Annotated in this window: 22 protein-coding genes; 9 read left to right on the top strand and 13 right to left on the bottom strand. The window is 56.8% G+C overall.

Annotation, left to right across the window (positions count from 1 at the left end):
- Positions 1-119 precede the first annotated feature (119 nt).
- Positions 120-1,784: an energy-dependent translational throttle protein EttA gene (gene ettA / locus AB4N92_RS08200; protein ID WP_010206673.1), complete on the top strand. Its 1,665-nt coding sequence runs from the start codon at positions 120-122 to the stop codon at positions 1,782-1,784.
- Positions 1,785-2,131: 347 nt separating this feature from the next.
- Complete coding sequence (gene gdhA, locus AB4N92_RS08195) at positions 2,132-3,469, top strand: NADP-specific glutamate dehydrogenase (protein ID WP_021492931.1); 1,338 nt, start codon at positions 2,132-2,134, stop codon at positions 3,467-3,469.
- Here the strand turns inward: gdhA and AB4N92_RS08190 are convergent.
- A complete protein-coding gene (locus AB4N92_RS08190) occupies positions 3,466-3,963 on the bottom strand; it encodes a GreA/GreB family elongation factor (protein ID WP_045791610.1) in 498 nt (165 codons plus the stop codon). The genes gdhA and AB4N92_RS08190 overlap by 4 nt on opposite strands.
- A 70-nt stretch (positions 3,964-4,033) precedes the next feature.
- Entirely contained in the window at positions 4,034-4,390 is a 357-nt protein-coding gene (locus AB4N92_RS08185; protein WP_045791611.1) for a hypothetical protein, read from the bottom strand.
- Between the two features lie 429 nt (positions 4,391-4,819).
- On the opposite strand from AB4N92_RS08185, the gene AB4N92_RS08180 reads away from it, so the two are divergent.
- On the top strand, positions 4,820-5,110 hold the full coding sequence (locus AB4N92_RS08180) for a DUF3077 domain-containing protein (protein ID WP_045791612.1): 291 nt from the start codon (positions 4,820-4,822) through the stop codon (positions 5,108-5,110).
- A gap of 99 nt (positions 5,111-5,209) precedes the next feature.
- Here AB4N92_RS08180 and AB4N92_RS08175 read toward each other — a convergent pair whose 3' ends face one another.
- The 4 genes from AB4N92_RS08175 to AB4N92_RS08160 form a co-directional block, all read right to left on the bottom strand.
- The gene (locus tag AB4N92_RS08175) at positions 5,210-6,295 is read right to left on the bottom strand and encodes a type I restriction endonuclease (RefSeq protein ID WP_045791613.1); all 1,086 of its coding nucleotides are present in this window, start codon (positions 6,293-6,295) and stop codon (positions 5,210-5,212) included.
- A gap of 176 nt (positions 6,296-6,471) precedes the next feature.
- Positions 6,472-6,798, bottom strand: coding sequence for a chorismate mutase (locus AB4N92_RS08170; RefSeq protein WP_045791614.1), 327 nt, complete (start codon positions 6,796-6,798; stop codon positions 6,472-6,474).
- A gap of 171 nt (positions 6,799-6,969) precedes the next feature.
- A complete protein-coding gene (locus tag AB4N92_RS08165; RefSeq protein WP_154847188.1) occupies positions 6,970-8,823 on the bottom strand; it encodes an Lnb N-terminal periplasmic domain-containing protein in 1,854 nt (617 codons plus the stop codon).
- Between the two features lie 91 nt (positions 8,824-8,914).
- Positions 8,915-9,403 carry a DUF3015 domain-containing protein gene (locus tag AB4N92_RS08160; RefSeq protein WP_010206666.1) on the bottom strand — a complete coding sequence of 163 codons (489 nt, stop codon included), beginning with the start codon at positions 9,401-9,403 and terminating at the stop codon, positions 8,915-8,917.
- A gap of 267 nt (positions 9,404-9,670) precedes the next feature.
- On the opposite strand from AB4N92_RS08160, the gene AB4N92_RS08155 reads away from it, so the two are divergent.
- Together AB4N92_RS08155 and AB4N92_RS08150 are read left to right on the top strand one after the other, a co-directional pair.
- Positions 9,671-12,109 (top strand): Lon protease family protein, encoded by a 2,439-nt coding sequence (locus AB4N92_RS08155; protein WP_042570846.1) that lies wholly within the window; start codon positions 9,671-9,673, stop codon positions 12,107-12,109.
- 178 nt (positions 12,110-12,287) lie between these two features.
- Positions 12,288-12,596: a PA4575 family protein gene (locus AB4N92_RS08150; protein ID WP_010206664.1), complete on the top strand. Its 309-nt coding sequence runs from the start codon at positions 12,288-12,290 to the stop codon at positions 12,594-12,596.
- 3 nt (positions 12,597-12,599) lie between these two features.
- Here AB4N92_RS08150 and AB4N92_RS08145 read toward each other — a convergent pair whose 3' ends face one another.
- The gene (locus AB4N92_RS08145; protein WP_236267652.1) at positions 12,600-14,423 is read right to left on the bottom strand and encodes a hypothetical protein; all 1,824 of its coding nucleotides are present in this window, start codon (positions 14,421-14,423) and stop codon (positions 12,600-12,602) included.
- A 167-nt stretch (positions 14,424-14,590) separates the two neighbouring features.
- On the opposite strand from AB4N92_RS08145, the gene AB4N92_RS08140 reads away from it, so the two are divergent.
- Positions 14,591-15,079 carry a TIGR00645 family protein gene (locus tag AB4N92_RS08140; protein WP_010206662.1) on the top strand — a complete coding sequence of 163 codons (489 nt, stop codon included), beginning with the start codon at positions 14,591-14,593 and terminating at the stop codon, positions 15,077-15,079.
- Between the two features lie 15 nt (positions 15,080-15,094).
- Here AB4N92_RS08140 and AB4N92_RS08135 read toward each other — a convergent pair whose 3' ends face one another.
- From AB4N92_RS08135 to AB4N92_RS08120, 4 genes are all read right to left on the bottom strand, one after another.
- On the bottom strand, positions 15,095-16,528 hold the full coding sequence (locus tag AB4N92_RS08135; RefSeq protein WP_236267653.1) for an ArnT family glycosyltransferase: 1,434 nt from the start codon (positions 16,526-16,528) through the stop codon (positions 15,095-15,097).
- Positions 16,529-16,652: 124 nt separating this feature from the next.
- A complete protein-coding gene (locus tag AB4N92_RS08130; RefSeq protein WP_042570845.1) occupies positions 16,653-17,678 on the bottom strand; it encodes a hypothetical protein in 1,026 nt (341 codons plus the stop codon).
- A 167-nt stretch (positions 17,679-17,845) separates the two neighbouring features.
- A complete protein-coding gene (locus tag AB4N92_RS08125) occupies positions 17,846-18,283 on the bottom strand; it encodes a GNAT family N-acetyltransferase (protein WP_042570844.1) in 438 nt (145 codons plus the stop codon).
- 144 nt (positions 18,284-18,427) lie between these two features.
- Positions 18,428-18,976 carry a GNAT family N-acetyltransferase gene (locus AB4N92_RS08120; protein WP_021492923.1) on the bottom strand — a complete coding sequence of 183 codons (549 nt, stop codon included), beginning with the start codon at positions 18,974-18,976 and terminating at the stop codon, positions 18,428-18,430.
- Positions 18,977-19,133: 157 nt separating this feature from the next.
- Between AB4N92_RS08120 and AB4N92_RS08115 the strand changes: the two genes are divergently transcribed.
- From AB4N92_RS08115 to AB4N92_RS08105, 3 genes are all read left to right on the top strand, one after another.
- Positions 19,134-19,988: a helix-turn-helix domain-containing protein gene (locus AB4N92_RS08115; protein WP_183703480.1), complete on the top strand. Its 855-nt coding sequence runs from the start codon at positions 19,134-19,136 to the stop codon at positions 19,986-19,988.
- 891 nt (positions 19,989-20,879) lie between these two features.
- Entirely contained in the window at positions 20,880-21,236 is a 357-nt protein-coding gene (locus AB4N92_RS08110) for a hypothetical protein (RefSeq protein ID WP_003192646.1), read from the top strand.
- A 159-nt stretch (positions 21,237-21,395) separates the two neighbouring features.
- On the top strand, positions 21,396-21,680 hold the full coding sequence (locus AB4N92_RS08105) for a hypothetical protein (protein WP_032900782.1): 285 nt from the start codon (positions 21,396-21,398) through the stop codon (positions 21,678-21,680).
- A gap of 802 nt (positions 21,681-22,482) precedes the next feature.
- On the opposite strand, the gene AB4N92_RS08100 is transcribed toward AB4N92_RS08105, so the two are convergent.
- Both AB4N92_RS08100 and AB4N92_RS08095 read right to left on the bottom strand, forming a co-directional pair.
- Positions 22,483-23,091 carry an RBBP9/YdeN family alpha/beta hydrolase gene (locus AB4N92_RS08100; RefSeq protein WP_003192641.1) on the bottom strand — a complete coding sequence of 203 codons (609 nt, stop codon included), beginning with the start codon at positions 23,089-23,091 and terminating at the stop codon, positions 22,483-22,485.
- An 837-nt stretch (positions 23,092-23,928) separates the two neighbouring features.
- Complete coding sequence (locus AB4N92_RS08095; RefSeq protein WP_460129781.1) at positions 23,929-24,567, bottom strand: TetR/AcrR family transcriptional regulator; 639 nt, start codon at positions 24,565-24,567, stop codon at positions 23,929-23,931.
- Between the last annotated feature and the right edge of the window lie 17 nt (positions 24,568-24,584).

Below are 24,584 nucleotides of genomic sequence, written 5' to 3'. Positions count from 1 at the left end.
AATCTAACAGATAGGCTTCGATACGCTCGGTCACTTAGGTTAACCTTGAGGATTCGCAACACTATGTACAGCGCCATGACGCTACGTAGGCCTGTTCTTACTTTTATGAGGTCCACATTTTGGCTCAATACGTCTTCACCATGCATCGGCTGGGCAAAGTTGTCCCGCCGAAGCGGGAAATCCTGAAAAACATTTCGCTGTCCTTCTTCCCCGGCGCCAAGATCGGCGTGCTCGGCCTCAACGGTTCGGGTAAATCCACACTGTTGAAAATCATGGCTGGCGTCGACACCGAGTTCGAAGGCGAAGCCCGCCCGATGCCGGACCTGAATATCGGCTACCTGCCGCAAGAGCCGATCCTGGACCCGACCAAGACCGTGCGTGAAGTGGTTGAAGAAGCCGTCAGTGTGATCAAGAACGCCCAGGCGCGCCTGGACGAGGTCTACGCGGCTTACGCTGAAGAAGACGCCGATTTCGACAAACTGGCCGCCGAACAGGCCAAGCTCGAAGCCATCCTGCAAGCCGGCGACGGCCACAACCTGGAGCGCCAGCTGGAAGTCGCCGCCGACGCGCTGCGCCTTCCGGCGTGGGACGCCAAGGTCGAGCACCTGTCCGGTGGTGAGAAACGTCGTGTGGCCCTGTGCCGCCTGCTGCTGTCGGCTCCCGACATGCTGCTGCTCGACGAACCGACCAACCACTTGGACGCAGATTCCGTCGCTTGGCTGGAACACTTCCTGCACGATTTCCCGGGCACCGTGGTAGCGATCACGCACGACCGTTACTTCCTGGACAATGTGGCCGGCTGGATCCTTGAGCTCGACCGTGGCGCCGGTATCCCTTACGAGGGCAACTATTCCGGTTGGCTGGAAGCCAAGTCCGACCGACTGGCCGCCGAATCCAAGCAGCAATCGGCCCATGAAAAAGCCATGAAGGAAGAACTGGAGTGGGTGCGCAAAGGCGCCAAGGCCCGCCAGTCCAAATCCAAGGCCCGTCTGCAACGCTTTGAAGAAATGCAGTCCCAGGAATTCCAGAAGCGCAGCGAAACCAACGAGATCTACATCCCGGCCGGTCCGCGCCTGGGTGACAAGGTCATCGAGTTCAAGAACGTTTCCAAAGGCTATGGCGACCGCGTGCTGATCGACAACCTGTCGTTCTCCATGCCAAAAGGCGCGATCGTCGGCGTAATCGGTGGTAACGGCGCGGGTAAATCCACGCTGTTCCGCATGCTGATGGGTAAGGAAACACCGGATTCGGGCACCATCGAAGTCGGCGAAACCGTGCAACTGGCCTGTGTGGACCAGAGCCGTGAAGACTTGGATGGCAGCAAAACCGTGTTCCAGCAGATTTCCGACGGCTCCGACCAGATCCGTATCGGCAACTATGAGATCCCGTCGCGTACCTATGTAGGCCGTTTCAATTTCAAGGGCGGCGACCAACAGAAGTTCGTCAAGGACCTGTCCGGTGGTGAGCGCGGTCGCTTGCACCTGGCCCTGACCCTGAAAGAGGGCGGCAACGTCCTGCTGCTCGACGAACCGTCCAACGACCTTGACGTTGAAACCCTGCGTTCCCTGGAAGAAGCCCTGCTGGACTTCCCGGGCGCCGCCATTGTGATCTCTCACGATCGGTGGTTCCTTGACCGCGTCGCGACCCACATCCTGGCGTACGAAGACGACTCGCAAGCGGTGTTCTTCGAAGGTAACTACACCGAGTACGAAGCGGACCGTAAAAAGCGTCTGGGCGATGCAGCTGCCCAGCCGCACCGTGTACGGCACAAAAAACTGGCCTGATTCGGGTTGGTTTAAAAAAAGCGGAGCCTTCGGGCTCCGTTTTTTTTGGGCGCTATTCAGGTGGACCGAGGCGACTTCATCGCAGGCAAGCCAGCTCCCACATTGGACCGTGTCGTAGCAGAGGTACTCGATCTAATGTCGGAGCTGGCTTGCCTGCGATAGCGGTTTAACTATTGGTGCATAGCTCGGGTTGAAATCCCTGTTAAGGGGCAAAAAAACGGGGCAATTTATATCCAATGCACCATTTAAATTCACAAAGGCGACATTTTGCCCTGTCGCGGTGCGATATGAATTGCTAAAGTCCGGCTCAATCTCATTTAAAAACAATCAATTTGCCGAGACTTTTCATGATCGAATCCGTCGAATCCTTCCTTGCCCGCCTCAAGAAACGCGACCCCGACCAGCCAGAATTCCACCAGGCCGTAGAAGAAGTCCTACGCAGTCTATGGCCGTTTCTTGAAGCCAACCCCCACTACCTGACCTCAGGCATCCTGGAGCGCATCTGCGAGCCGGAACGCGCGATTACCTTCCGGGTATCGTGGGTGGATGATCACGGCAAGGTCCAGGTCAATCGCGGTTTCCGTATCCAGATGAATAGCGCGATTGGCCCCTACAAAGGCGGCCTGCGCTTCCACCCTTCGGTGAACCTGGGCGTGTTGAAGTTCCTCGCCTTCGAACAGACCTTCAAGAACTCCCTCACCTCGTTGCCCATGGGCGGCGGCAAGGGCGGCTCGGACTTCGATCCCAAGGGCAAGAGCGACGCCGAAGTCATGCGCTTCTGCCAGGCGTTCATGAGCGAGCTGTACCGCCACATTGGCGCGGACGTAGACGTGCCGGCCGGCGACATCGGCGTGGGCGCCCGTGAGATCGGCTTTTTGTTCGGTCAGTACAAGCGCCTGAGCAACCAGTTCACGTCGGTGCTGACCGGCAAGGGCATGACCTATGGCGGCAGCCTGATCCGTCCTGAAGCCACCGGTTTCGGCTGCGTGTACTTCGCCGAAGAAATGCTCAAGCGCAACAATCAGCGGGTTGAAGGCAAGCGCGTGGCGGTGTCTGGCTCCGGTAACGTGGCGCAATACGCTGCGCGCAAGGTCATGGACCTGGGCGGCAAGGTGATCTCCCTGTCCGATTCCGAAGGCACCCTATACGCCGAAAGCGGTTTGACCGAAGAACAATGGTCGGCCCTGCTGGAGCTGAAAAACGTACAACGCGGCCGCATCAGCGAACTGGCCGAACGTTTTGGCCTGGAATTCCGCAAAGGCCAGGCCCCATGGGAACTGGCCTGCGACATCGCGCTGCCCTGCGCGACCCAGAACGAACTGGATGCCGACGCCGCCCGCACGTTGCTGCGCAATGGCTGTATCTGCGTCGCCGAAGGCGCCAATATGCCGACCACGCTGGAGGCTGTGGATATCTTTATCGAGGCGGGCATCCTGTTCGCACCGGGCAAAGCGTCCAATGCCGGTGGCGTGGCCGTGAGTGGCCTGGAAATGTCGCAGAACGCCATGCGCCTGCTGTGGACCGCTGGTGAAGTGGACAGCAAGCTGCACAACATCATGCAGTCCATCCACCATGCCTGCGTGCATTACGGCGAAGAAAACGGTCGGATCAACTACGTGAAAGGCGCGAACATCGCCGGCTTCGTCAAGGTCGCCGACGCGATGCTGGCCCAAGGCATCGTCTAAGCCTCGGGTTCGATCCGCAGCACTTCGATCAACTGATCGCCGACGGGGCGCTGCCACACCACCTCGTCACCCACCTGGGCGCCCAGCAAGGCGCGGCCCAGGGGCGAGCCCCAGTTGATCAGGCCTGCGCTCGCATCGGCCTGGTCTTCACCGACCAACTGGATACGCTGCTGTTCGTCCTGCTCATTGGCGAAGGTCACCCAACTGCCGATCTGCACCTTGTCGGTGGAGGTGGCCGGCGCCACGACCTGGGCGCTTTGCACTCGCTGGTTGAAGTAACGCAAATCCCGTTCAAGGTCGGCCTGGCGCTGTTTATCGGCGTGCTCGCCCTTTAGCGATTCGGCGCTGTATGCCTGCTGCAACTGCGCAACCTTGGCCTGCAACTGCGCCAAACCCTGCGCGGTGAGGCGGTTGGGCTGCTCGCTGACCTGGCGCTCCACCGGCTGGTCGGCCTGGGCAGCAGCGTTGTCTTCGTTAACAAAAGCTCGGCTCATGACATTCTCCCTCTATGGAGTTTGGGCCATGGTCGCCGCACTTTAGTTTCGATGGATGTCTGAAAGCGACCTAGTGCGAGCGATAGGTCCGGGCTGCGTCGCGGTCTTTCTCCTGTTGCCATTCGCGATCCCGGTCGTCCCAGTGCCGCTCCTTGTAATCGCGCAACTCATCGTTTTCGCGCATGGCCTTGCACTGGCGAAAGCCATCCTCCCAACCCTCGGCGTATTGCCGGTCCTTCAGATACCGAGGCACGTTCTTGCGAAACGCCCCGGTAATCACCCCCGCCGCCTGGCGGCCACTGCTGCAGCCATCGTCAAAACCGTCGGCAAACGCCGGTGGATAACCCTTGGCCAGCAACTCCTGATGGGTCGACTGGCAACCCACCAACCCCAGCACCGCACACAGCATTACCGCAGACCGCCACATGGCGTACTCCCTGGCCGTTTCACGGCTGATAGGGCGAGTCTAGAAGGGGATTTGTCGGGGCGGTGTGAAAGGAGGGTCAGATATGTGTTGAGTTAAAGGGCTATCAACGACGATTCCCTTTAATTTGCAGGACGTTTCCTAGAGAATCTCTTGCCTATTGTGCCTTAGGGTTCAGGTGCCTAGTCTCCTGGCTTCGCTGCGAAAGCCGCGACCGGGTTTAGCGACCCGAATCACTAAGACTCATCCTCTTTACACACATGGCAGGCAGTTTTTGCGCCTGTCGATATCGTGTTATGGCGGCTGTGCGCGGGAGATCTTCGGATCTGCCGGGTGTCTAGGTGACCGGTTCGCTAACCCGCGTACAGCTGCCACCCCTTTATGTTTAGCGACGTACCGTGGTGGTCCTTTATCTCACTTAGTAGATACACCATGTCTAAAGTCGTCCCCGACCCATCCCTATCCTCAATCACCACCCTCGGTGTCGTCACATTTGGTGACTACGGGGAAAACGAGAAGCCACTGTTCCGCGTCAATTCCGGCATGCCGCTTGATCAAGCGCTGCAGCACGCGTCCACCCTGCTTTTTTACTCCAAGAAACTAGCCATGGACGCCGCCATGGATGTGCGTGGCGAGCAATACGCCTGGGCTGCGCACTATCTGTGCGAGATGGGCAAGGCAGTCGTGGATGACCTGACCCAAGCGATGACGTCAGCAACCTAATATACCAGCACTGCTTTTGTGGTGAGCAGGCTTGCCCTGCGCAGCGCAAGCTTGTTCACCACAAGGTTTCTCGATGATTCCGGCCATCCAGACGCGCTGTCAGTCGTAATAACCCACAGTCTTTTTCAATTGATCCGCGTATTCGTAAATCTCATCTATAGACGAAATCGCATGCCGGGTTTCGTTTTTTTCCTCGTCGAATATCCCGAGGTACTTCTGACTGCGATTGAAGTGAAGCCGACAGATGGGCTTGCGGTTGTTGTCGTCCAGCAGTATTCCAAAATAGCTTTGGGTATCTCGCTGGACGATCCGCTTTGCATCCACGACGGATCGGACGAGGGCGCGAACGATGTGATAACCCTCTAGCTCTTCTAACGTTGTCAGGATCTTGTCTTCTGACTCGTCTCTATCCTGTACATCCGCATTCGCGCTGCTAGCGACGGGGATTGATGCCATCGTCGGTTGGATGACGCCGCTCATGGCAGACTTGAGCCGATCATTGATCTGGTCGTTCAGAAACTGTGCTAAAGCTTTCCGGGTCAGTTCGAAAAACTGCTCACGCACTTTTTGCGTGATCACGCCCTCGTAAACACGTGATGCAAAGAATTTCACGAAGTCATCTTCTGGCTTACTGACCTGAGCACCGATGAGTTTTTTGAGTTGGCTGACGTATTTCAGCTCTCCGGCCGCATTGATGATGGAGTCAACATCGAAAGCCGATTTGGTGAGTTTGATCAACTCAGGTACGGCGTATTCATCAATGTCCAGCAGGTCCAACTCTAGAAATGGTTTTTCGTCCATTTTATTAGGAGCGTCCAAATCGGTAAAAAAACGGTAGACCTGGCCGTTGGTAAGAATTGAAATCCTTGCGCTCGTAACGTGAAAATATCGAAAAAGCTGCGAAGCATGGTTGATGCTCAATGACTCACCAATTTTTTTGCATTCGATGAGTATTTGGACTTCACCCTCTTTCATGATTGCGTAGTCGATTTTTTCACCTTTCTTCGTCCCTACGTCACAGACAAATTCTGGCGTTACTTCCTGTGGGTCAAATACGTCGTAGCCCAATACGGTGTTGATGAAAGGCATTACGAAAGCATTTTTTGTCGCTTCTTCTGTTTGAATGGCGGGGCCTTGTAACCGAACTTTTGCTGCCAGGCTGGTTAGCTTTTCGAAGAAATCCATAATGAGCCTCGTACCTATTCAGATCCGTGTATAGATGGGATGGCAATTTGATTGCTATCCGATACTAGTTCAAAACCCCATAAAGCGAATGAAGTAGGAGGCACTTTGGCTTGACTGAAAAAAGCTAAAAAAATGTCAGAAATTTCCTGCTTATTTTTCAATAGGTTAGAAGCAGTCTACGAGTTTTTGCTTGCAGGTGTTGGTTTTTCAGAGGCTGTTAGAACGGCATGTTCAACCAATTCCTGCTGGATAAACGCCGCAATCATCGCGCGATACACCTGCTCCGTGACGTCGGGGTTGGCGCCCGCCGCGTCGGACAACCCCCGCACTTTGGCAATCACCTGTTCAACTCGTTGTGGCGCCTTGACGCCATCAGCATCTTTCTTGAAGCGCGCCGCCTGTGACACGTAATGGCCGCGCTCTGCCAGCAGGGTGACGATTTGTTGGTCGAGGCGGTCGATGTTTTCTCGGACGTGTTCAAGGGTGGTGCAGTTAACGACCATGTTGGTTGAGCTCCTGGTTGGATAGGCAATGCGATGTAGTTGAATACAGGGTGATCCATGTGGGAGCGGGCTTGCTCGCGATTGCGGAGTGTCAGTCACTGAAAACTTGGGCTGATACACCGCATTCGCGAGCAAGCCCGCTCCCACATGTTGATCGTCGCCAGGTTTCGATCAGTAGTGATACCACTTCACTTCCAGCATCACTTCATTCACGGGCGTCGACAAATGGCTGTACTCGCGCTGTGCGCTCAGGCGCAGGCCAAGGTTGCGCGACAATTCCCACTGCTGGTTGAGGCTGATGCTGCGGCGTACTTCGCCGTTGGTGAAAAAGTCACCCTTGGCTTCCAGGCTCAGGTTGCCCAGCGGGTTTTTCCACAGCACGCCTGTATTGAAGCCGGCGGCAGGGGAGATGGCTTCGTTGAAGTCGTTGTTGTGCTCCACGCGCACGGTGCCGAGGGCGAAGCCGAGCATGTCGTCGCTCAACTGCCAGGTGCCGCCGGCGCCGCCGTTGACGTGGGCGACCAGGGTTTCGTCGTCGTGTTTACCCGGTACACGTTCAAGGCCGCCGGTGACTTGCCATGACCACGGTTGCAACAGGGCGTTGCGCGGGGTCAGGGAGCGAATGGTGGCCAGATCCAGTTGCTGCAGTTGCCAGTGGTTGCCTTCGTACTGGCGCAGTTTCATCTGCAGGATTTCGATCTGCGCGCCCAGGGGGAAACCTTCGGCGTTGTCATTGAGGTCGTGGTAGGCCATGCGCAGGCCGTATTCACCGAAAGCCTTATCGCCACGGGTGCCGATGCCGGCTTGCCAGGTGCGGGATTCATGGCCGTTTTCCGGTAGGCCGGGCGGTGTGATTTTCAAGTCGGGCGCCGGGTTCTGGTTGATCGCGCGCAGCAGCTCGAAGCTGCGCTGGGAGCGGGCGGTGTCACGTTCCAGGCCGTTGGCGCGGTAGCGGCCAAGGCGGTAGGCGGCGTCGATGATCAGGGCCTGACGCTCGCGGGGCAGGGCTTTGAAGGCGGGCTCCTGCAATTGCTTCTGGTCGTCGCTGATCTTTAATACCCAGCGCTGTTCGTCGCTATCGAGCGGCTTGGCGCGTTCCAGCAATTCGCGTTCACGGGAGGGGCGATAGTCGATTTTTTCTACCAGGCCTGCGTCTTTTACGGCCTTGACCGTGTCGGTCGGGATGGCGGTCAGCGGGAACTGTTCGGTCAGACGCAGCCCGGGGCGGGCCACTTGCAGCAGTTCCAGCAGGCGATACGAGCAGTTTTCGTCGAAGAAAAAGTAGTCGAACTGGATCTGCTTGAGCTCCCACACGTGCTCGACCATGCGCTCGGTCTCGACTTGCGTCAGGTTAAGCCGATATTCCCACAGGTCGCGGTTCTCAAGGCTACGGTACTCCGACAGCTTCTCCTGATAAGGCACCAGGGCGAACAGGCCGGGATAGCCGCCCATCAGGCCTTTCCAGGCGTAGAGAATGCTGTTGTCGGAGCCCTCGATATAGGCGCCGAAGTTGATCGCGTAGCTGAGCAGGGCGGTGTTGTTGCTTTGCACGTCGGCCTGGTCGATGCGCAGCAGGGTGTGGCCGAACATGGACGACGGGCTGTTGAGGTAGGCCGCCGGGAAGATCATCACCGCGCTATGGGGGGAGACGTCCTTGAACCATTGCTTGAATTCTGTGCAGTCCACGGCAGGCAGGTCAGTGAGGTGCAACTGATCCTTGAGCCAGCGGGTCCGTGCGGGGTAAACGCATTGGGCGTGTTTTTCACCCAGGCTGGCCGGCGCGTAGAGCGCGTCAACGGTGGCCTTGAGCTCGGCATCCGGGTGGTGGGCACCGTCGGCTGCGAGGAAGAACTTCTTGTCGCTGACATAGCTGCGCCAGCCACTGACCTTCCCGGCTTCGTAATGGCCGAGGGACAGCCAAAACGGATCATTGGCCAATTGCTGCAAACGTTGATCATCAAGGTGCGGGGCCGCGTACAGCGGGGCGCAGGCGAAGAGTGCCATCCAGGCAAAGCGTTTGAGCATAGGGGCAACTTAAGTCGGAAATAAAAGAGACCCAAAGGGGAGGCGGGTCCAAAATAAAACCCGCGCCTTGGTAGGCGCGGGCTGGTCGAGCTTAAGCCTGGGTCGCGTATTTCGCCAGACGGGCATCACTTTTCAGTACAGCAATGGTGTTGTTGTGCACGTCATCAGCGGTCACGTCAGCCTTGCTGAAGATCTGCTGGAAGTGCTCGTGGGTCACAGCCGCGAAGTGCTCGCGATCTTCCGGTGCAACGCCCAGTACCACGGCGTAGGTGGTCAGCGCCTCGCCGTTGCCTTTGGCCATGTCTTCGGACAGCTCGTTCATCATGCCATTCATGGCAATCCAGGACTTGCCGCCGTAGGACAGGGCGCTGTTGGTGCTGCAACCGTTGGTGCCTGAGGTCATGCCGAAGGTGGCGTTACCCGAAGTACCGTTAGTGGTGGAAGCCAGGAAGTGAGCTGGAGTGCCGCGCTGGCCTTCGAACAACATGTTGCCCCAACCGCAGTTCGGGCCGCCTGGTGCTTCTGCCATTGCATTGAGGGAGACGACGGTGAAGAGAGTACCGAGAAGGATCCGTTTCATAGCTTTGTTCTCTTTGTGTGCAAACCAATGGACAAGGGTTCAGGCGCGTCGCAGCGCCCTAGGGGCCAGTTATTAGTCCAACCCGCGCAATTTGGAGTTTAGGCACGTTCCAAGGGTTCCGTGCATTTTTATAAAACAATTGGCGATGTCGCGATATTTCTGCAGGTCGCATCCCACGTCTACGCTTTCCCGAAAGCGCGCCTTGCCAGAGCGCGCAACCGAGAGCCAGAATGCCGTCATCTGCCCCGCCTGATGTAAGGAAGCCCGATGCCTGATCCTGTTGCTGCCAGCTTGCGTCTAGCGCCCGAAGCGCTGACTCGCCCTTTCTCCGCTGAACAGTTCAGCTTCTCGACCACCAATGATTTGGAGCCCTTTCGCGGTGTGCTTGGCCAGGAACGTGCGGTTGAAGCCTTGCAGTTCGGTGTGGCCATGCCACGCCCCGGTTACAACGTGTTTGTCATGGGCGAGCCCGGTACCGGCCGCTTTTCGTTCGTCAAACGCTACCTGAAAGCCGAAGGCAAGCGCCTGCAGACCCCGGCGGATTGGGTCTATGTGAATAATTTCGATGAACCCCGCGAACCCCGTGCCCTGGAGTTGCCAGGCGGCGCTGCGGCGGCGTTCATCAATGACATCAACGGTTTGGTCGACAACCTCGTTGCCACCTTCCCGGCCGTCTTCGAACACCCGACGTATCAACAGCGCAAAAGCGCCATCGACCGTGCCTTCAACCAGCGTTACGACAAGGCCCTGGACGTTATCGAACGCCTGGCCCTGGAAAAAGACGTGGCGCTGTACCGCGACAGCACCAATATCGCCTTCACCCCGATGCTCGACGGCAAGGCGCTGGACGAGGCCGAGTTTTCGCAGTTGCCGGAAGCCGATCGCGAACGTTTCCACACGGACATTTCCGAGCTGGAAGAACGCCTCAACGAAGAATTGGCCAGCCTGCCGCAGTGGAAGCGTGAGTCGAACAATCAACTGCGCCAGTTCAACGAAGAAACCATCACCCTGGCCCTGCAACCATTGCTTGCACCGTTGTCGGAAAAGTATGCCGAAAACGCCGCGGTCTGCGGTTACCTGCAAGCCATGCAGGTGTACCTGCTCAAGACCGTGGTCGAGCAATTGGTGGACGACGCCAAGACCGACGCCCAGGCGCGCAAGCTGCTGGAAGAGCAGTACTGCCCGAGCCTGGTGGTGGGCCATCCGGTCAACGGTGGCGCCCCCGTGGTGTTTGAGCCGCACCCGACCTACGACAACCTGTTCGGGCGGATCGAATACAGCACCGACCAGGGCGCGCTCTACACCACTTATCGCCAGTTGCGTCCGGGCGCGTTGCACCGTGCCAACGGTGGTTTCCTGATCCTGGAAGCCGAGAAAATGCTCAGCGAGCCGTTTGTCTGGGACGCTCTTAAACGCTCCCTGCAATCGCGCAAGCTGAAAATGGAATCGCCCCTGGGCGAGCTGGGTCGCCTGGCCACCGTGACCCTCAACCCGCAGATGATTCCGTTGCAGGTCAAAGTGATCATCATCGGTTCGCGCCAGCTGTACTACGCGCTGCAGGACGCCGATCCGGATTTCCAGGAGATGTTCCGCGTACTGGTGGACTTCGACGAAGACATCCCGATGGTGGACGAAAGCCTGGAGCAGTTCGCCCAGTTGCTCAAAACCCGCACGTCGGAAGAAGGCATGGCGCCGCTGACGTCGGACGCGGTGGCGCGGCTGGCCACTTACAGCGCACGGTTGGCGGAGCATCAGGGGCGTTTGTCGGCGCGAATTGGCGACTTGTTCCAACTGGTCAGTGAGGCGGACTTCATTCGTCACCTGGCGGGCGACGAGATGACCGATGCGGGCCATATCGAGCGCGCCCTCAAGGCCAAGGCCACGCGCACCGGGCGGGTGTCGGCGCGGATCCTCGACGACATGCTCGCCGGAGTCATCCTCATCGACACCGCGGGTGCGGCGGTAGGCAAGTGCAACGGGCTGACGGTGCTGGAGGTCGGTGACTCGGCCTTCGGCGTGCCGGCGCGGATTTCCGCCACGGTGTACCCGGGCGGCAGCGGCATTGTCGACATCGAGCGCGAGGTCAACCTCGGCCAGCCGATCCACTCCAAGGGGGTGATGATCCTCACGGGTTACCTGGGCAGCCGCTATGCCCAGGAATTCCCGCTGGCGATCTCGGCGAGCATCGCGCTGGAGCAGTCTTACGGCTACGTGGACGGCGACAGTGCGTCCTTGGGCGAGGCGTGCACCTTGATCTCGGCGTTGTCGAAGACGCCGCTCAAGCAGTGCTTTGCCATCACCGGCTCCATCAACCAGTTTGGTGAAGTGCAGGCAGTGGGTGGGGTCAACGAGAAGATCGAAGGCTTCTTCCGGCTGTGTGAAGCACGCGGTTTGACCGGTGAGCAGGGCGCAATCATTCCCCAGGCCAACGTCGCCACGTTGATGCTCGATGAGAAGGTGCTGGCGGCCGTGCGCGCCGGGCAGTTTCACATCTATGCGGTGCGCCAGGCCGACGAGGCGCTGAGCCTGCTGGTGGGCGAGGATGCCGGTGAGCCGGACGCCGAGGGGCAGTTCCCGGAAGGCACGGTGAACGCGCGCGTGGTAGAGCGGTTGCGCGCGATTGCCGAGATGATCAGCGAGGAAGACCTCAAGGAAGCGGAGAAGGAGTTGGCACAGCAGGCGCTGGCCGAAGCCAAACCGACCTGATGGCTGACTCGTCATTAAATTGACTTGGGTTGGGGGCCAACGCCCGTTGGTCCCTACAACCTTGGTTTGTCGTGGTTTTCTTCTATTCTTTGCTCAAGGGATATCCACAGGAGTCGCGGGATAGAAACAGCCTCGCCCCAGGCGCAGGTTGAACACCGATCTACCGAGGGTCGCCGCCATGCCGCGCAACCTTTGCCTTACCCGCCAGTGCTTTGGCCTGGTCACCCGTATCGAATGTTCCATTCGCCCTCTCGCGGGGGATAACGGGATGTGGACCTTGTTGTTTGCCGCCGGAATGACCGGTGAACAGCCCTCCACCATCAAGTCCCAAGGCCCGTTCCCTGGGCCCTTCGTTGCGGAAAATATTCTGGAGTCCATCGTGGACAGCCTGACCCAGCACGGCTACGAGCAGGCGGGTGACCCGCAGATCTGGTGCCTGCACATGCAGGCCCATCTGCGACAGCTCAATGGTGAGACCCAGCACTGACCGCTATTTGATCTCGGGTTTGTCCAACTTGACCTCGAAGCCATATTGCACGGTGCTCAGGTCGGTGCGCTGGTAGCTTTCCAGGGTGGTTGGCTGGCCGTAGAAGTAATGCACGTCAAACATCGCCGTGCCGTATTCCTCGGCGCGGTGGCTGACGCCGAGGATTTCCTTGAGGTAGTTGCCACTGGCGTCTTTGGCGTAGAAACGCCAGCTGTCGGCGGGGAATGCCTTTTGGTCGACGATCAGCGCGTTGTCTTTGAGTTCAAGCCCTTTGGGCAGCGTGTTCGCGTCAATCTCGTGTTTATCGATGGTTGCCAGGAACAGCGGAATCGAGCCCACCACAAAGGCCGGGTTTTCCGGGAACAGGGTGAGATCATAGGTCAGGGTGCCGCGTGCCGGGTTCAGCTCAAAGGCCTCGGTCGGCAACTCGATCGGCTCGCCGCGCTCGCCTTTTTCGTCGGCGGTGAAGAAGGTCACCGGTGAATCGCTGCTGTTGCGCTCGCTGCCCACCAAATCGTCATTGAAGGTAAACGGGTGGTCGAACACGATGTGCGCTGCGCTGGCGTCTTCGACGGACTGGCTGATGGTGACGCTGTTTTTCAACTGGTCCTCGGTCATGCTTGCGTCTTTGAGCCAATTGGCGGCGCCGTCGTCGTACACGGTGACCGGCATCGGCAGGGCCTGCACGGTTTTCTGCAAGCTGTTCCTGTCGAAACGCAGCACCGGCAGATCGAGGTCTTTACGGGTGCGCGTGGCGGTGGAGAAATCCAGCACGTTGACTTGCAGGTTGTCGATCACGCCATTGAAGTACACCTTGGCGTAGTGGCCGCTTTGCTTGTGTTCGAAGGCTTTCTGCTCATCGATCAACTGCTTTTCGAACGCCTCGGACCAGGTCTTCTGTTTTTGCATCTCGGCCAGTTGTTTCTCGTAAAACGCAACTTGGACACTGCTTTCATTGATCGAGCCCGAGCGTGTGAGGAACTGCCCGGTGCTGTCGCGCGCCTGGACCAGCAGCGGGTTGGGCGATTCGTCGCCGACTTCCGGGGCCAGTGGCTGGCTGTTGGTCAGCTCGATCTCGGCGTAGTTTTTTTCCAGCAGGATCAGGTTGAGGGTGATGTTGCCTTCGGTGCGCTTGTGGCCGACGTCCTGTTTCGACAGGTCAAAGGTCAGCACCTTGCCTGGCGCGACCACTTCAACCGTGCCCTTGAGGCTGACGGGCTGTGGCTGGCTCTTGTTTTCCGTCTCGATGCCGTCGATGAACGGGTAGGTCACCGTCAAATCGTCAGGGTTGGTCAGGTTGGAGCTGCTGGGGCTCAGTTGGATGCCCGGATCGGTTTCCGACCACTCTGGCTGGAAGGGGATGACCTTGTTGTTGCTCAAGGTCACCGACTGCCATTCCAGCCCGTGGGGGAAGGGAAATTGGTCGGGGATGTTGAAGTTGAAGGGAAACACCGGCTGCAAGTCGGTCAGGTAGTCGGAATGGGAGTTCTTGCGCAGCACGAACAGGCCATTGATGTAGGTGTCCACCAGCGCCTGGGGGGTGGGGTAGTGCTTGAGCAGGGCCAGTGTGTCGTCACCGTATTCGGCTTCGATGGGCTTGGTGGCGAGTTTGACCCGCGCCCGTTCCAGTAACAGCAGCGAACCGCCCAGGTCGGCGACGGCGTCGCGCAGCTTGGGGTCCTGGATGCTGTCGAGGGATTGTTCGAATTTGGCGGTTTTCTCTTCGAGGGTGGTCTGCTTCTGCTCGTCGCTGGGTGAGCAGCCGCCAGCCAGCAGCAATGCCGCGCACAGGCCGATACTGGCCAAAGGGGATCGCACATCCATCATCTGAGTTTTTTCCTGTCCGACGTCATCGAGCCGAGTTGTTATTGGGCTCGACACTAGCAGAAAAATTCTCTTACAGATGCCGCACAGGTCAGTTTTCTCGTGATGACAGGTGTCTTGTAGCGGCTGGTATACTCGCCGCCATTTCTAGCCAAGCTGTGTGAGATCCAATGGAACGCTTTATCGAAAATGCTATGTACGCCTCGCGCTGGCTGCTGGCGCCGATTTATTTCGGCTTGTCCCTCGGGTTGCTGGCGCTGGCGCTGAAATTCTTCCAGGAAGTGATTCACTTGCTGCCGAGCGTGTTCTCGATGGCCGAGTCCGAGCTGATCCTGGTGCTGCTGTCGTTGATCGACATGGCCCTGGTCGGCGGCTTGCTGGTCATGGTGATGATCTCCGGCTACGAGAACTTCGTCTCGCAGCTGGATATCGATGACAACAAAGAGAAACTCAACTGGCTGGGCACCATGGACTCTTCGTCGCTGAAGATGAAAGTGGCGGCCTCCATCGTGGCGATTTCGTCGATCCACTTGCTGCGCATCTTCATGGACGCCAAGAACGTCGATCCACAGCACCTGATGTGGTACGTGATCATCCACATGACCTTCGTGGTCTCGGCATTTGCCATGGGCTACCTGGACAAAGTCACCAAGCACTGATGCCCCGCGCCGGCCTTACTGCTCCACGAAGTAGTAAGGCTGGCGATTGATCGACATCCGCTTGATCTCCTTCACCGGACGGGTCAAGTCATCGGTGTGGTCCAGCAGCGCAACGTTGCCGGGCTTGGCGCCGAGATAGCTGTGCAGCTCGGCCTCGGTTTGCAGGATCGGTAAATAGGCCTGCAGGTAAAACACGCTGGCTCCGGCGATGCGCTCGTTGGGCCGGTACAGTACCACCTCCCGGCCTTCGTCTTTCAACGCCTGAACCTGGCTGATCACCGGTACGAAGGACTGGCGCACATCCGCTTTGGGCGCGAACCAGAAGGCGGCGATCAGGTAGCAACTCACGGCCAGGGTGAACACGCCGCCCACTATGGTTCTGTGATGCTTGTACAGCGCGGGCTTGTGGGTTTTCAGCCAGTCCAGCAGCACCCTTGCATATTCCGCGGCCAGGACGGCGGCGGCCGGTGCGAGCGCCATCAGGTAAACGGTGCGTTTGCTCGACGCCAGGGTCAGCAGGGTGAACTGTGCCACCAGCCAGATGCTGAAGAACAGACGGTAGCGGTTGCGCACCAGGCTTTTGCGAAAGTGCCACAGGCCCAGGTACACCAGAATGTTCCAAGGCAGGAACGCCTCGGGCAGCTTGGCAATGTAGTAGTAGAACGGCTCGTAATGCCCGGCTTCGACAAACGAGCCGCTGAAGCGGCCGACGCTGTTGGTCAGCAAGACCTCGGCAACGGCCTGCATACCCCCGCGTTGGAACAGGAAGCCTAGCCAGATCACCAGTGGCACCAGCGCCAATAAGGTAAACAGTGCCGGCTTGAGCCAGTTGCCAATCTGCAGCCGTTTGTCCATCAGGCTGGTGCTGGCCAGGTACACAAAAATCACAATGCCCGGCATCGCCAGGCCCAGCACGCCTTTGCTGAGGGTGGCGATCACCATCCCGGCGGTAAACAGTGCCCATGCGCCCACGCTGGAGCCTTGGCGATCGGGCCGCACTGCCTGGTAGAACGCCAACAGCGCAGTGGTCACGCCGAGGGTGAGCAGCGAATCCTCACCGACGCCGCGCGCATTGCTCCAATAGCTGGCCATGGTCGCCAAGATCAAGGCCGCGCTGAACGCCAGCGTCTGCGGTCGCCCGAACCGGCGCAGCATGGTGTAAAGGAGCATCACGCTGAACAATCCAGCAAACGCCGAGGCCAGGCGCACGGCCCAGGTGGTGCCGCCGAACAGGCGAATCGCCCCGGCGTCGATCCACAGACTCAGGGGCGGTTTTTCCAGAAAGGGCTCACGAAACAACTGGGGCACTACCCAGTTATTGTCCAGGTGCATGGCCATGGCGATCCCGGCGACGCGGGCTTCGGTGGAGCCTTGCAGCTCATGGTTGCCCAGGGCAAAGAAGAACAACAGACCAGCAAGCAGGAGCAGCAGGGAAGCAGGACGCGTCATGGAGTGTGGCTACCAGGGCAGGAGGACCGTCCGGGGGAACGGTCATTGCAATGGGCTAGTATCCGTTGGCGTTTCTAAATATTTCGTGAACGAGTGATGGATTTTTGTAAGGCTGATTAGGCCGTTATGGCGCTTTCAAGCTGGGTATAGCTGCTTTGCCTTGGGCTGTCAGCACCGGCTCCAATTGCTCCCACGCAAAGCTCAGTTCGTTATCACAGCCATCGCCCTGAGCGGGTGTCGAAAGTTGCAGGCCCTGGGTGTTGAAGCTCAAGTCGAAGGTGGAATAGCTGGTCACGGCCGGGCAGCCTTCGTCGACGGTGGTTTGCTTGGAAAGCCATGCGCTGAACGCTGCGGGCAGTTTGACCTGGCCGGAATAGGGGCCGTCCCATTGCTCCTCGCCTCCCAGCCACGTCCAGGGATCGACCTTTTTACCGGTTTGCAGGTTCCAACTGTGCAGGCCCCAACTGATGCCTCCGCGTCCGTAGCCTGCCGACCAGCGATAGAAACGCACGGTGATCCACTGTGATGACCAGTAGACCGGTTCCACCGTGATCTCGCTGGTCGTGGTGCTGCCGCCCTGGTCCAGTGAGTTGCGCCGCTCTCTATAGAAATCGGTCTGTCCGTCCGGGTTGATGGCCATCCGTGCGAGATCCCGGTTGATCTTATCGATGGCCTCCGTGTCGCCTTCAAGTTTGAGGATGACCTGCCCGCCTTGGGTTTTCACCTGGTAGGCATGTTCGGCGAACGTCTTCCTCTCAACCTTCACCGCCGGTGGCGTGGCCTCAAGCGGGTTGTTGTAAGTGTCGCTGGCGCACCCGTCCGTGTCCGTGCGTTTCAGCATCAGCGCCAGGCTTTTGCCGCCCAAGGCTTTGCTCCAGGTGCCGGTCAATAGGTCGTCCTGTGGGTCGTCCAACTGCCAGAAACCGGTTTGCCCTTCTTCCACCCAAGGCTCGCTGGCGTTGGCTTGGGTCAGCTGAATGGGGGTGAGGATCCGTTGGTAGTAATAACTGCCATTGGCGCCGTGGGGCCCGTTGAAACAGACAGTAATCGCGGATTTCCCCAGAGTGCCTGTCCAGACACCGGCCAGGTCGGCGGCGGTTGCAAGCAGAGGGGTGCAGGCGAGAGCGAGAGCGGCGAGTGGCTTGAACACGGGTATCGGACTTCCGGTTGTCTGATAGAGGGCATCAGGGTAATGGGAAGTGCAGTGGGATTCCAGAGAGGGACTCCCACCCGAAGCATTACCTGCCGGAACGCGTGGATTTCGTCCTCAATACGTTGGCAAGGAAATCGTGCCGCTCGGCGTGTATTTGGCCAAGTTCACATGATGATCCTCGCCAGCATATCTTCGCCGTCTGCATCCATGCCAACCTCGATAAAACCAAAACTGGAATAAAACCCTTTGGCGACGACGTTGTTGGGGTTGTAGCAAATCTCAATTTCTTTCAACTCTTCGATCTGTCTTATTTCATGCAGGGCGAGACTCAGCGCTGCTCTACCGATGGATTTCTGCTGATGTTTCTTATCCACCATAAAGCGCCAGATAGAGACTTTTCCTTTTGATTCCTGCACCCACATTAAAAAGCCTACGGCCTCTTCATCCGCAATGATGGCGCGTGTGAAGTAGCCCGGGTTGTACGCGGCCTCAACGAGCGACCAAGTATTACTAGCCACGTAGTCCTCTTGTTCTTCAGTGACCTCCAGTTCACAAATGGCCTCATAGTTTTGTTGCGTTATTTGGGTGAGTGAGATTTCCATCGCGTCGCCTGAATGAGGGTGATGATCGAGCTGAATCAATGTTTTATGGGTGTGTACCGCACCTGAATGGTAACGGTGTATCAAGGGAGGCCAGTTCCTCGTACAACCCCAGGTAAGGTTCTAGTCCCTCTTCGGTTTGTGCTCTTACACTTTCGAATATTCCAGCCATTCCTGGTAGGTGATCCGGCTAATGTGCTCTGTGCGATAGTCTTGGAGGAACTGGTTGTATTTGTTTTCTTCCGTGTGATGAAAGCGAAAGCCACACTTCGATTGGGCAGCATGGGATTGGATGTTGTCGGCGAAGTAACCACACCACAGTGCTTTGAGGTTCAGGTTTTCAAAAGCGTGTCGCATCACTTCACGCACGGCTTCCGGAATTAGACCTTTGCCCCAGTACGGCACGCCGATCCAGTAGGCTATTTCCCCTTCCTGCTCACTGATTTCAAAATTGCTGTTGCTGCCTATGAGAATGCCCACACAACCAACAGCACGGCGATTTTCCTTCAATTCGACCGCGTACACCTCTGGGTGATTGAAGACTGTGCGGATGATGTCGGCACTGTTCTCCACACTGGTGTGCGGGGGCCAGCCAGCGATGGGACCGACTCGGGCGTCTTTGGCATATTCGTATAGATCGGCGGCGTCTGTGTCCTGCCAGGGGCGCAGCAAGAGTCGTTCTGTTTTAAGTGTCATATCCCGTACTCGGAGTGGATGGGTGCGTTCGGGATAGAGTATTGGCAGACAGGCCATCGGTACACGCCAGTACCTCGGCTTCTTCGGTACTTTTCGCAACAGCCGCGCCAAGCGCTGATACGATGATGGCTATTGTTTGTTATAGCGCTGGGGCACTATGCATCACATTCCGAAACTTTCCGGTCCTGACGATTCGATGCGGATGGGAGAAACCACGCTAGCGCAAGGGCAAGGTTTACCGCTCTCTTTCGGTCATGCTTACTTGACGTTGCTGGTATGCCTCTCCGGTAGTGCCCACTTCACTCTAAACTTCAAAGAGCATGCGGTCAGGCGCGGAGGAGTGATGTTGCTGGCCGAGGACACCATTGCCTTGCTCAAACGTCGCTCGCGCCGCTTCAAGGTTTTTTTCTGCCTTATGCCGAAAGATTTTGCAGCGGAGGTTGCCTACCCGCTGCCAAATAGTTTGTTCGTCTTTCTGCATGACCATCCCCATTGCGTTCCATCCAAGGACGACATGCCACTGATAGAAGGGTGGGTGACGCAGATGCGGAATATTGCGCAGACCTGTCCCTCTTACCAACGCATCATGTTGCGCAATCAGCTGCAGAACCTCTTTTTGAAAATAGCCGAGCAACTTCCAGCCAACCAAATAGAAAACCGTGGATTCAGCCGGAAGGAAATGCTCAGTTGGCGCTTCTGGGAATTGATAGGTAAACACTGCATCCGCAACCGAGATGTGAAGTTCTACGCTGACGCACTGAATATCACGCCGTTCTACCTGTCGCAGTTGACCAAAGCGTTTTTCAATGACACTCCCAAGGGCCTGATCGATCGGCAGGTAACCTTGGAAATCAAGGCGCTCCTTTCATACAGTGACTTGGCTATTGGCCGTGTGGCCGACGAACTGAACTTCGCCGACGCCTCTTACTTGTGTCGCTACTTCAAGCGCCAAACGGGGATTTCACTTTCCCATTATCGCAAGCACAAGAGGGAGAAGGAGAGCCATGACTGACCTGCGGTGGTGAATCGGGCGCTGGATCGGTTGGACCGCCGGCGTATCCCTACACCGGGCGGCGAGGGCGTGAGTGGCCTTGCCACTGGGTTCATGAGATATCGATCTGGTACCTGAACCCCTCGGCCGCCGCGCGGGAAATTCGGTATTCGAGCGGGGGAGATCAGGTTAAGCAAAGGCTCGGCGCGCCGGATCAAAAATATGAGGACGACCTTGTTTCTCAGCGCCGATGGCAAGCCAATGTCTGCTGCGCAGTTTCTAGAAAGCCTGTTCGGCATCCTTCCAGATTTCTTCAAAGACTAAGACGAGCTGCGCTCCATTTGGGGTGGGCTAGACACGGAGCGGAGCGTCTTCGTTTATCGCGTCGGGCATCAGTTGCTAAAAGGCAAAGAAGCCTATGAGCTTACTGAATTACAGGTATAAAAAAGACGTCTGTGGACGTCTTTTTATGATTATTTGGGCCGGGGTAATCTGAAACGGTAATTTATCTTATTGATTATTATAGTTAATATTATTTGTGTATTTTGATTGGAATACCAAATGGAATACCTCATGGGATAGCACTCCGTTGACCCCCGCCTGTATTCGATCTGAAAAAAACCTTGCTTCGCATCCATAATAAGTAGTGATCTTCTCGCAGCAGGCGGGACAACGGGCAGCACTCGATCCGAGTCGGAAGGTGGCAACAGGCAGAAACCGGCCAAAAGCGGTCATTCATCCAAGTACCGTTTTCGGCCAAAAGCTGACGTCACCCAAGCCGCTTCCGCTAACGTCGGACGGTCAGCCTGGGTGGCCGCGCTAACAAATGGTTATATGATCTGCCTACTAAATGAGAGCCGATTCAGGCCTATGCTTCTTCAACAACCACCTGTATGAAAAGAGCACGGCACGATGATAAATGATTCAGATTTGGCCGAAATGATTCCTTCCGCGCTAACAGGTGTAACTGTCGGGATCGGTTCGCAGATCCTGCTTTTTGGCGATATGGCTAGCGTGTTAATTCAGTGCCCATTCGCTTGTGATATCAATAGGGTATGCAAGTGGGGGCATGGTGAAGATGCTGCCACAAGCCCTTTACTTTTCGACTTTCTAAACCACGATGTAGAAGCTTTTTCAATTGATAGTTTTGGGGTTTTCACCATCACCTTCAGTACGCAAATGATCTTGCAAATCCATCCTGAGAAAAATGGATTGGAGTCTTATGTCGTGAGTACGCGGCACGATATATTTCCCATCTTGGTGTGGTAGCCAGGAACGCGATGGCTATACGACGCGAGCCCCGGCCTCCGCTCTGACTCTGGTTGCTGACACCTGTGGGTCGTCAGCTGCCGGTAGAGATAGGCTGCAACCGACCCTGTGCTGTCGCTTGTACCCCATGCACCACTTGAGCAGTAAAGGAGTCCCTATATGAAAAAGCCCCCCTTGTACCTCTTTGCCAAGGTGCGGTGCATTTGTGAGTATCGCCCCAGTGTTACGGCTATCGTGCTGTTTGGTCTCGAGGTTGAGGGTGAGGACGAACCACCGGTTTATATGGAGATTCGCTTCATTGATTACACCAGCCAGCAGATTGAAGGGGACCATCTGATGCTTTCGCTGGAGGAGGCACTTGAGTACGCTCAAGCTGATTACGGTATCCACCAGACTGATTGGCGTGCGATGAACCAAGAGGAAATTGATCGGATTACATGGTAGCTAGAGCAGCTACCGGGCCTGTTCCTGACTCGGCGTTAAAAGACGAGTGAGAACCGCAACTGATCAAGAGGAGCCCCTTCCGATGATCGCTCGCAAGACGTTGCAGCCCTCAAGGCCTCAGAAGGAATCCGTTTCGGACATTGTAGAGTTCGGTAATTTGACTGCTCGCCTGCCGCTATGAGTCGAATGCCAGATCGCAGCTCGACGTTGCACTTAAAGCTGTCAAGGTTGCCTAATGCCCTAGGCAGCGTCCGATCCGAAACTGCCATTGCGTCTTTTACACGCCGAGACCAGAACGGCTTGGGCTTGGATTCGTTCGAACCTTTCGTGGATGGTTCAGTGCAGAATTTGCGCGATGGTTTGCGCGACAAAAGCCGACCATGCAAAGAGATTCTCCGACGCTTGTTCGCTCTCGCTGAGCCAGTACGTCCTGGCACCCATAAAATATCCCCTGACATTGATCCGTAAGTGGCAGCCATCGGCTAGGCGTGAATCACACGCCCTTCAGTTAACATCGATGCCAGGATAAAGATCCGCAGGTGGGTGGTAATCGGGATCTTCAAAACGACTATTGTTGTAATGCATTTTGGCAGTAGGCCCCTCGCCTTCGTACGTCACCTCAGAATTGGGAGTCAGATGCCATCCGGTCCCATCTTTGTCGCGTTCGATCAGCGACGGATACAACGTACATGTCCCGCCCGAACCGGATGTCAGCATGAATTGGTAATAGCCTCCGGCTTGGAGCGTGAACTTCGCCGAGACATAGCAGTAACGAGTGCGTGTCCCGTGGATACGCCAGCGGCTAAATCTGTGTCTCGTGCCCAAGAAGCCTCGCAATAACCGTACATATTTCTGGAAACTGTACAAATCCCTCGCGGTCGAGAAAATGTCCCCCACCACTAACGACTTCTTGCTCGGCTTTGAGGTTGCGGGACAGTTCGATAGATGCTGCCGGCTCAACAATTGAATCGTTGTCGGAAAACAGCGAGATGATTTTCTGTGTACGACGGCAAACTTCCGCGTGGTCCAGCGGTGCATCTGTGAAGGCGTGTAGCTCTGGCAACGTAGACACCGTTCTATCGAAGCCGGAGACCAGCAAGACTCCGCCAGTTAGGGTGTGTGCGGGTAAGGACAACAAGTGCCGTAGAGCAGCGATGCATCCAAGACTATGCCCTATGAGGATCGTGTTTGTGTCAGCTGCTGGCAGTGATTGCTGCAACGCCAATGCCCATTTTATTGGATCAGGATTGAACGAATCAGGCATAGCTGGAATGCTAACTTGCGCGCCTTGCTCCCGTAGCACCTCCGCCAACCAAGGAAACCAGTTCACATTGGGCGAGGCAGTATAACCATGCACAATTACAACGTGTTTACCGTCATAGCGGTTCGATGTTCTGTTGGCTGCATGCATATTGGGTATCAGAGATCAGCGGATTGATCGGTCGCTGATACTACACTTTCTGCTTTCGGCCGGCGAGGATGTCACAGCTGATAAATTGAGCGATCTGGATGATTCCCTGCAACGCGTGTCGTGATATGCGTCCAATCGCGGCCATCGGCAATGCGGTTGTAATCTAGGGCTGATGGCAATTCGTGGCCGTCAATGACCACGACTCGTGCTGGTCACTCCGTTGAAAATGGCTGGTCAAATGCGATGCAAACGAGTGGTCAAGTGAGGGCCAATTTCGCATGAGTGACACAAGGCCTGATTTCGGCAAACTCGCCCTGCCGCAAGAAGCGATGCAGTCGTGTTTTTTGCGGCACAGGCGGCAATGGCAATGGATCACTGATTTGGATGTGGCGGATGGCTCCTAGGTGACGTCTGCGCATAAGCAGCTTCCTTGGTATACCGTTGTCGTACGCTTTTCCGATCATGCGAAAATGTCAGCGTAACCGTCCACTTAAGTCAGTCGACCTACCTGTAAAGATCCTAACAAACCAAACCGTCGAGGGCGTGGGTGGCTCACAATCACACTGCGATTTATCGGGCTGGCGAGTTGGAGGGCTGATGGGGTTTTCGCGAGCAAGCTCGCGCCTACAGGCGTGAGATGTCGGGGGGACGTATGCATAGCGCCAGGTCAGCGCCTTTCCAGCCAGGCAAGCCTGAGCATTTCATGTGCCCCGGTCGGTTACGAGGCACATGGTAGCTCCCTTCAGCCACCGATATCCTGAGGCAACGCCAAGTAGAACGATAAGGCACCAAAATATACTGGCGAGCGTCTGCTTCTAGCCGAAGCACCGCCTCCGATCAGGCTTGTTTGACGCCGTTGGGTAACATCAGCAGGCAAGCATCAGCAACGGCATGGGCAAACGGGGCGAAGTCCTCGGTATTAGCGGCGATGATGTTATCAGTCGCGCCATGGACGCCCGCATAAATGAGCAATGCCACAACGTTCGGATGTTCTGGCGCCCAATTGCCGGCCAGCTTGCCCCCTTCAATAATCGCAAGCAATTGCTCGAGAATAGCGTTCTTCGAGCCGTTGGCACGATCATTATGGTGGTGGTTCACGTAGACGATATCGTGGATACGATATGTCTTGACGTAGGTTTCGATGTTGGCGTGAATCCAGGCGCGAAGACGCTCTTCCCAGTCATCGGCAGCGCAGCGCGCCATTGCATTGTCCAGGCTGAGCATGAAGCGCTCGGTATAGCGCACGGCCAGAGCGTCAAGCATTTCGTTCTTGGAAGAAAAGTAGTGATAAAACGTGCCCTTGGCCACTTGAGCTGACTCAACGATCTCGTTGATCGTGGTGGCCTCGACCCCCTGAGCTAGAAAAAGCTTCTCGGCTGCCGCCATCAGTTCATCCAGACGTACTTCGGCGGGTTTGGTCCGGGGCTTGGGAGCACGTTCTGTCGCCGGAGCTTTTACGGGGGCTTTGGTTTTCATCGTCTCGTTTCAAACAA

This window comes from Pseudomonas sp. S3_A09, assembly GCF_054668065.1.
This window is presented reverse-complemented; position numbering and strand designations above follow the sequence as displayed.

Coding starts and splice junctions, on each gene's coding strand:
- AB4N92_RS08160 (WP_010206666.1), bottom strand. CDS start 9,403: ATGAAACGGATCCTTCTCGGTACTCTCTTCACCGTCGTCTCCCTCAAT.
- AB4N92_RS08105 (WP_032900782.1), top strand. CDS start 21,396: ATGAAAAAGCCCCCCTTGTACCTCTTTGCCAAGGTGCGGTGCATTTGT.
- AB4N92_RS08155 (WP_042570846.1), top strand. CDS start 9,671: ATGCCTGATCCTGTTGCTGCCAGCTTGCGTCTAGCGCCCGAAGCGCTG.
- AB4N92_RS08150 (WP_010206664.1), top strand. CDS start 12,288: ATGCCGCGCAACCTTTGCCTTACCCGCCAGTGCTTTGGCCTGGTCACC.
- AB4N92_RS08180 (WP_045791612.1), top strand. CDS start 4,820: ATGTCTAAAGTCGTCCCCGACCCATCCCTATCCTCAATCACCACCCTC.
- AB4N92_RS08170 (WP_045791614.1), bottom strand. CDS start 6,798: ATGGTCGTTAACTGCACCACCCTTGAACACGTCCGAGAAAACATCGAC.
- AB4N92_RS08125 (WP_042570844.1), bottom strand. CDS start 18,283: ATGGAAATCTCACTCACCCAAATAACGCAACAAAACTATGAGGCCATT.
- AB4N92_RS08175 (WP_045791613.1), bottom strand. CDS start 6,295: ATGGATTTCTTCGAAAAGCTAACCAGCCTGGCAGCAAAAGTTCGGTTA.
- AB4N92_RS08165 (WP_154847188.1), bottom strand. CDS start 8,823: ATGCTCAAACGCTTTGCCTGGATGGCACTCTTCGCCTGCGCCCCGCTG.
- AB4N92_RS08120 (WP_021492923.1), bottom strand. CDS start 18,976: ATGACACTTAAAACAGAACGACTCTTGCTGCGCCCCTGGCAGGACACA.
- AB4N92_RS08135 (WP_236267653.1), bottom strand. CDS start 16,528: ATGACGCGTCCTGCTTCCCTGCTGCTCCTGCTTGCTGGTCTGTTGTTC.
- AB4N92_RS08140 (WP_010206662.1), top strand. CDS start 14,591: ATGGAACGCTTTATCGAAAATGCTATGTACGCCTCGCGCTGGCTGCTG.
- AB4N92_RS08145 (WP_236267652.1), bottom strand. CDS start 14,423: ATGATGGATGTGCGATCCCCTTTGGCCAGTATCGGCCTGTGCGCGGCA.
- AB4N92_RS08110 (WP_003192646.1), top strand. CDS start 20,880: ATGATAAATGATTCAGATTTGGCCGAAATGATTCCTTCCGCGCTAACA.
- AB4N92_RS08185 (WP_045791611.1), bottom strand. CDS start 4,390: ATGTGGCGGTCTGCGGTAATGCTGTGTGCGGTGCTGGGGTTGGTGGGT.
- AB4N92_RS08190 (WP_045791610.1), bottom strand. CDS start 3,963: ATGAGCCGAGCTTTTGTTAACGAAGACAACGCTGCTGCCCAGGCCGAC.
- AB4N92_RS08100 (WP_003192641.1), bottom strand. CDS start 23,091: ATGCATGCAGCCAACAGAACATCGAACCGCTATGACGGTAAACACGTT.
- gdhA (WP_021492931.1), top strand. CDS start 2,132: ATGATCGAATCCGTCGAATCCTTCCTTGCCCGCCTCAAGAAACGCGAC.
- AB4N92_RS08115 (WP_183703480.1), top strand. CDS start 19,134: ATGCATCACATTCCGAAACTTTCCGGTCCTGACGATTCGATGCGGATG.
- AB4N92_RS08095 (WP_460129781.1), bottom strand. CDS start 24,567: ATGAAAACCAAAGCCCCCGTAAAAGCTCCGGCGACAGAACGTGCTCCC.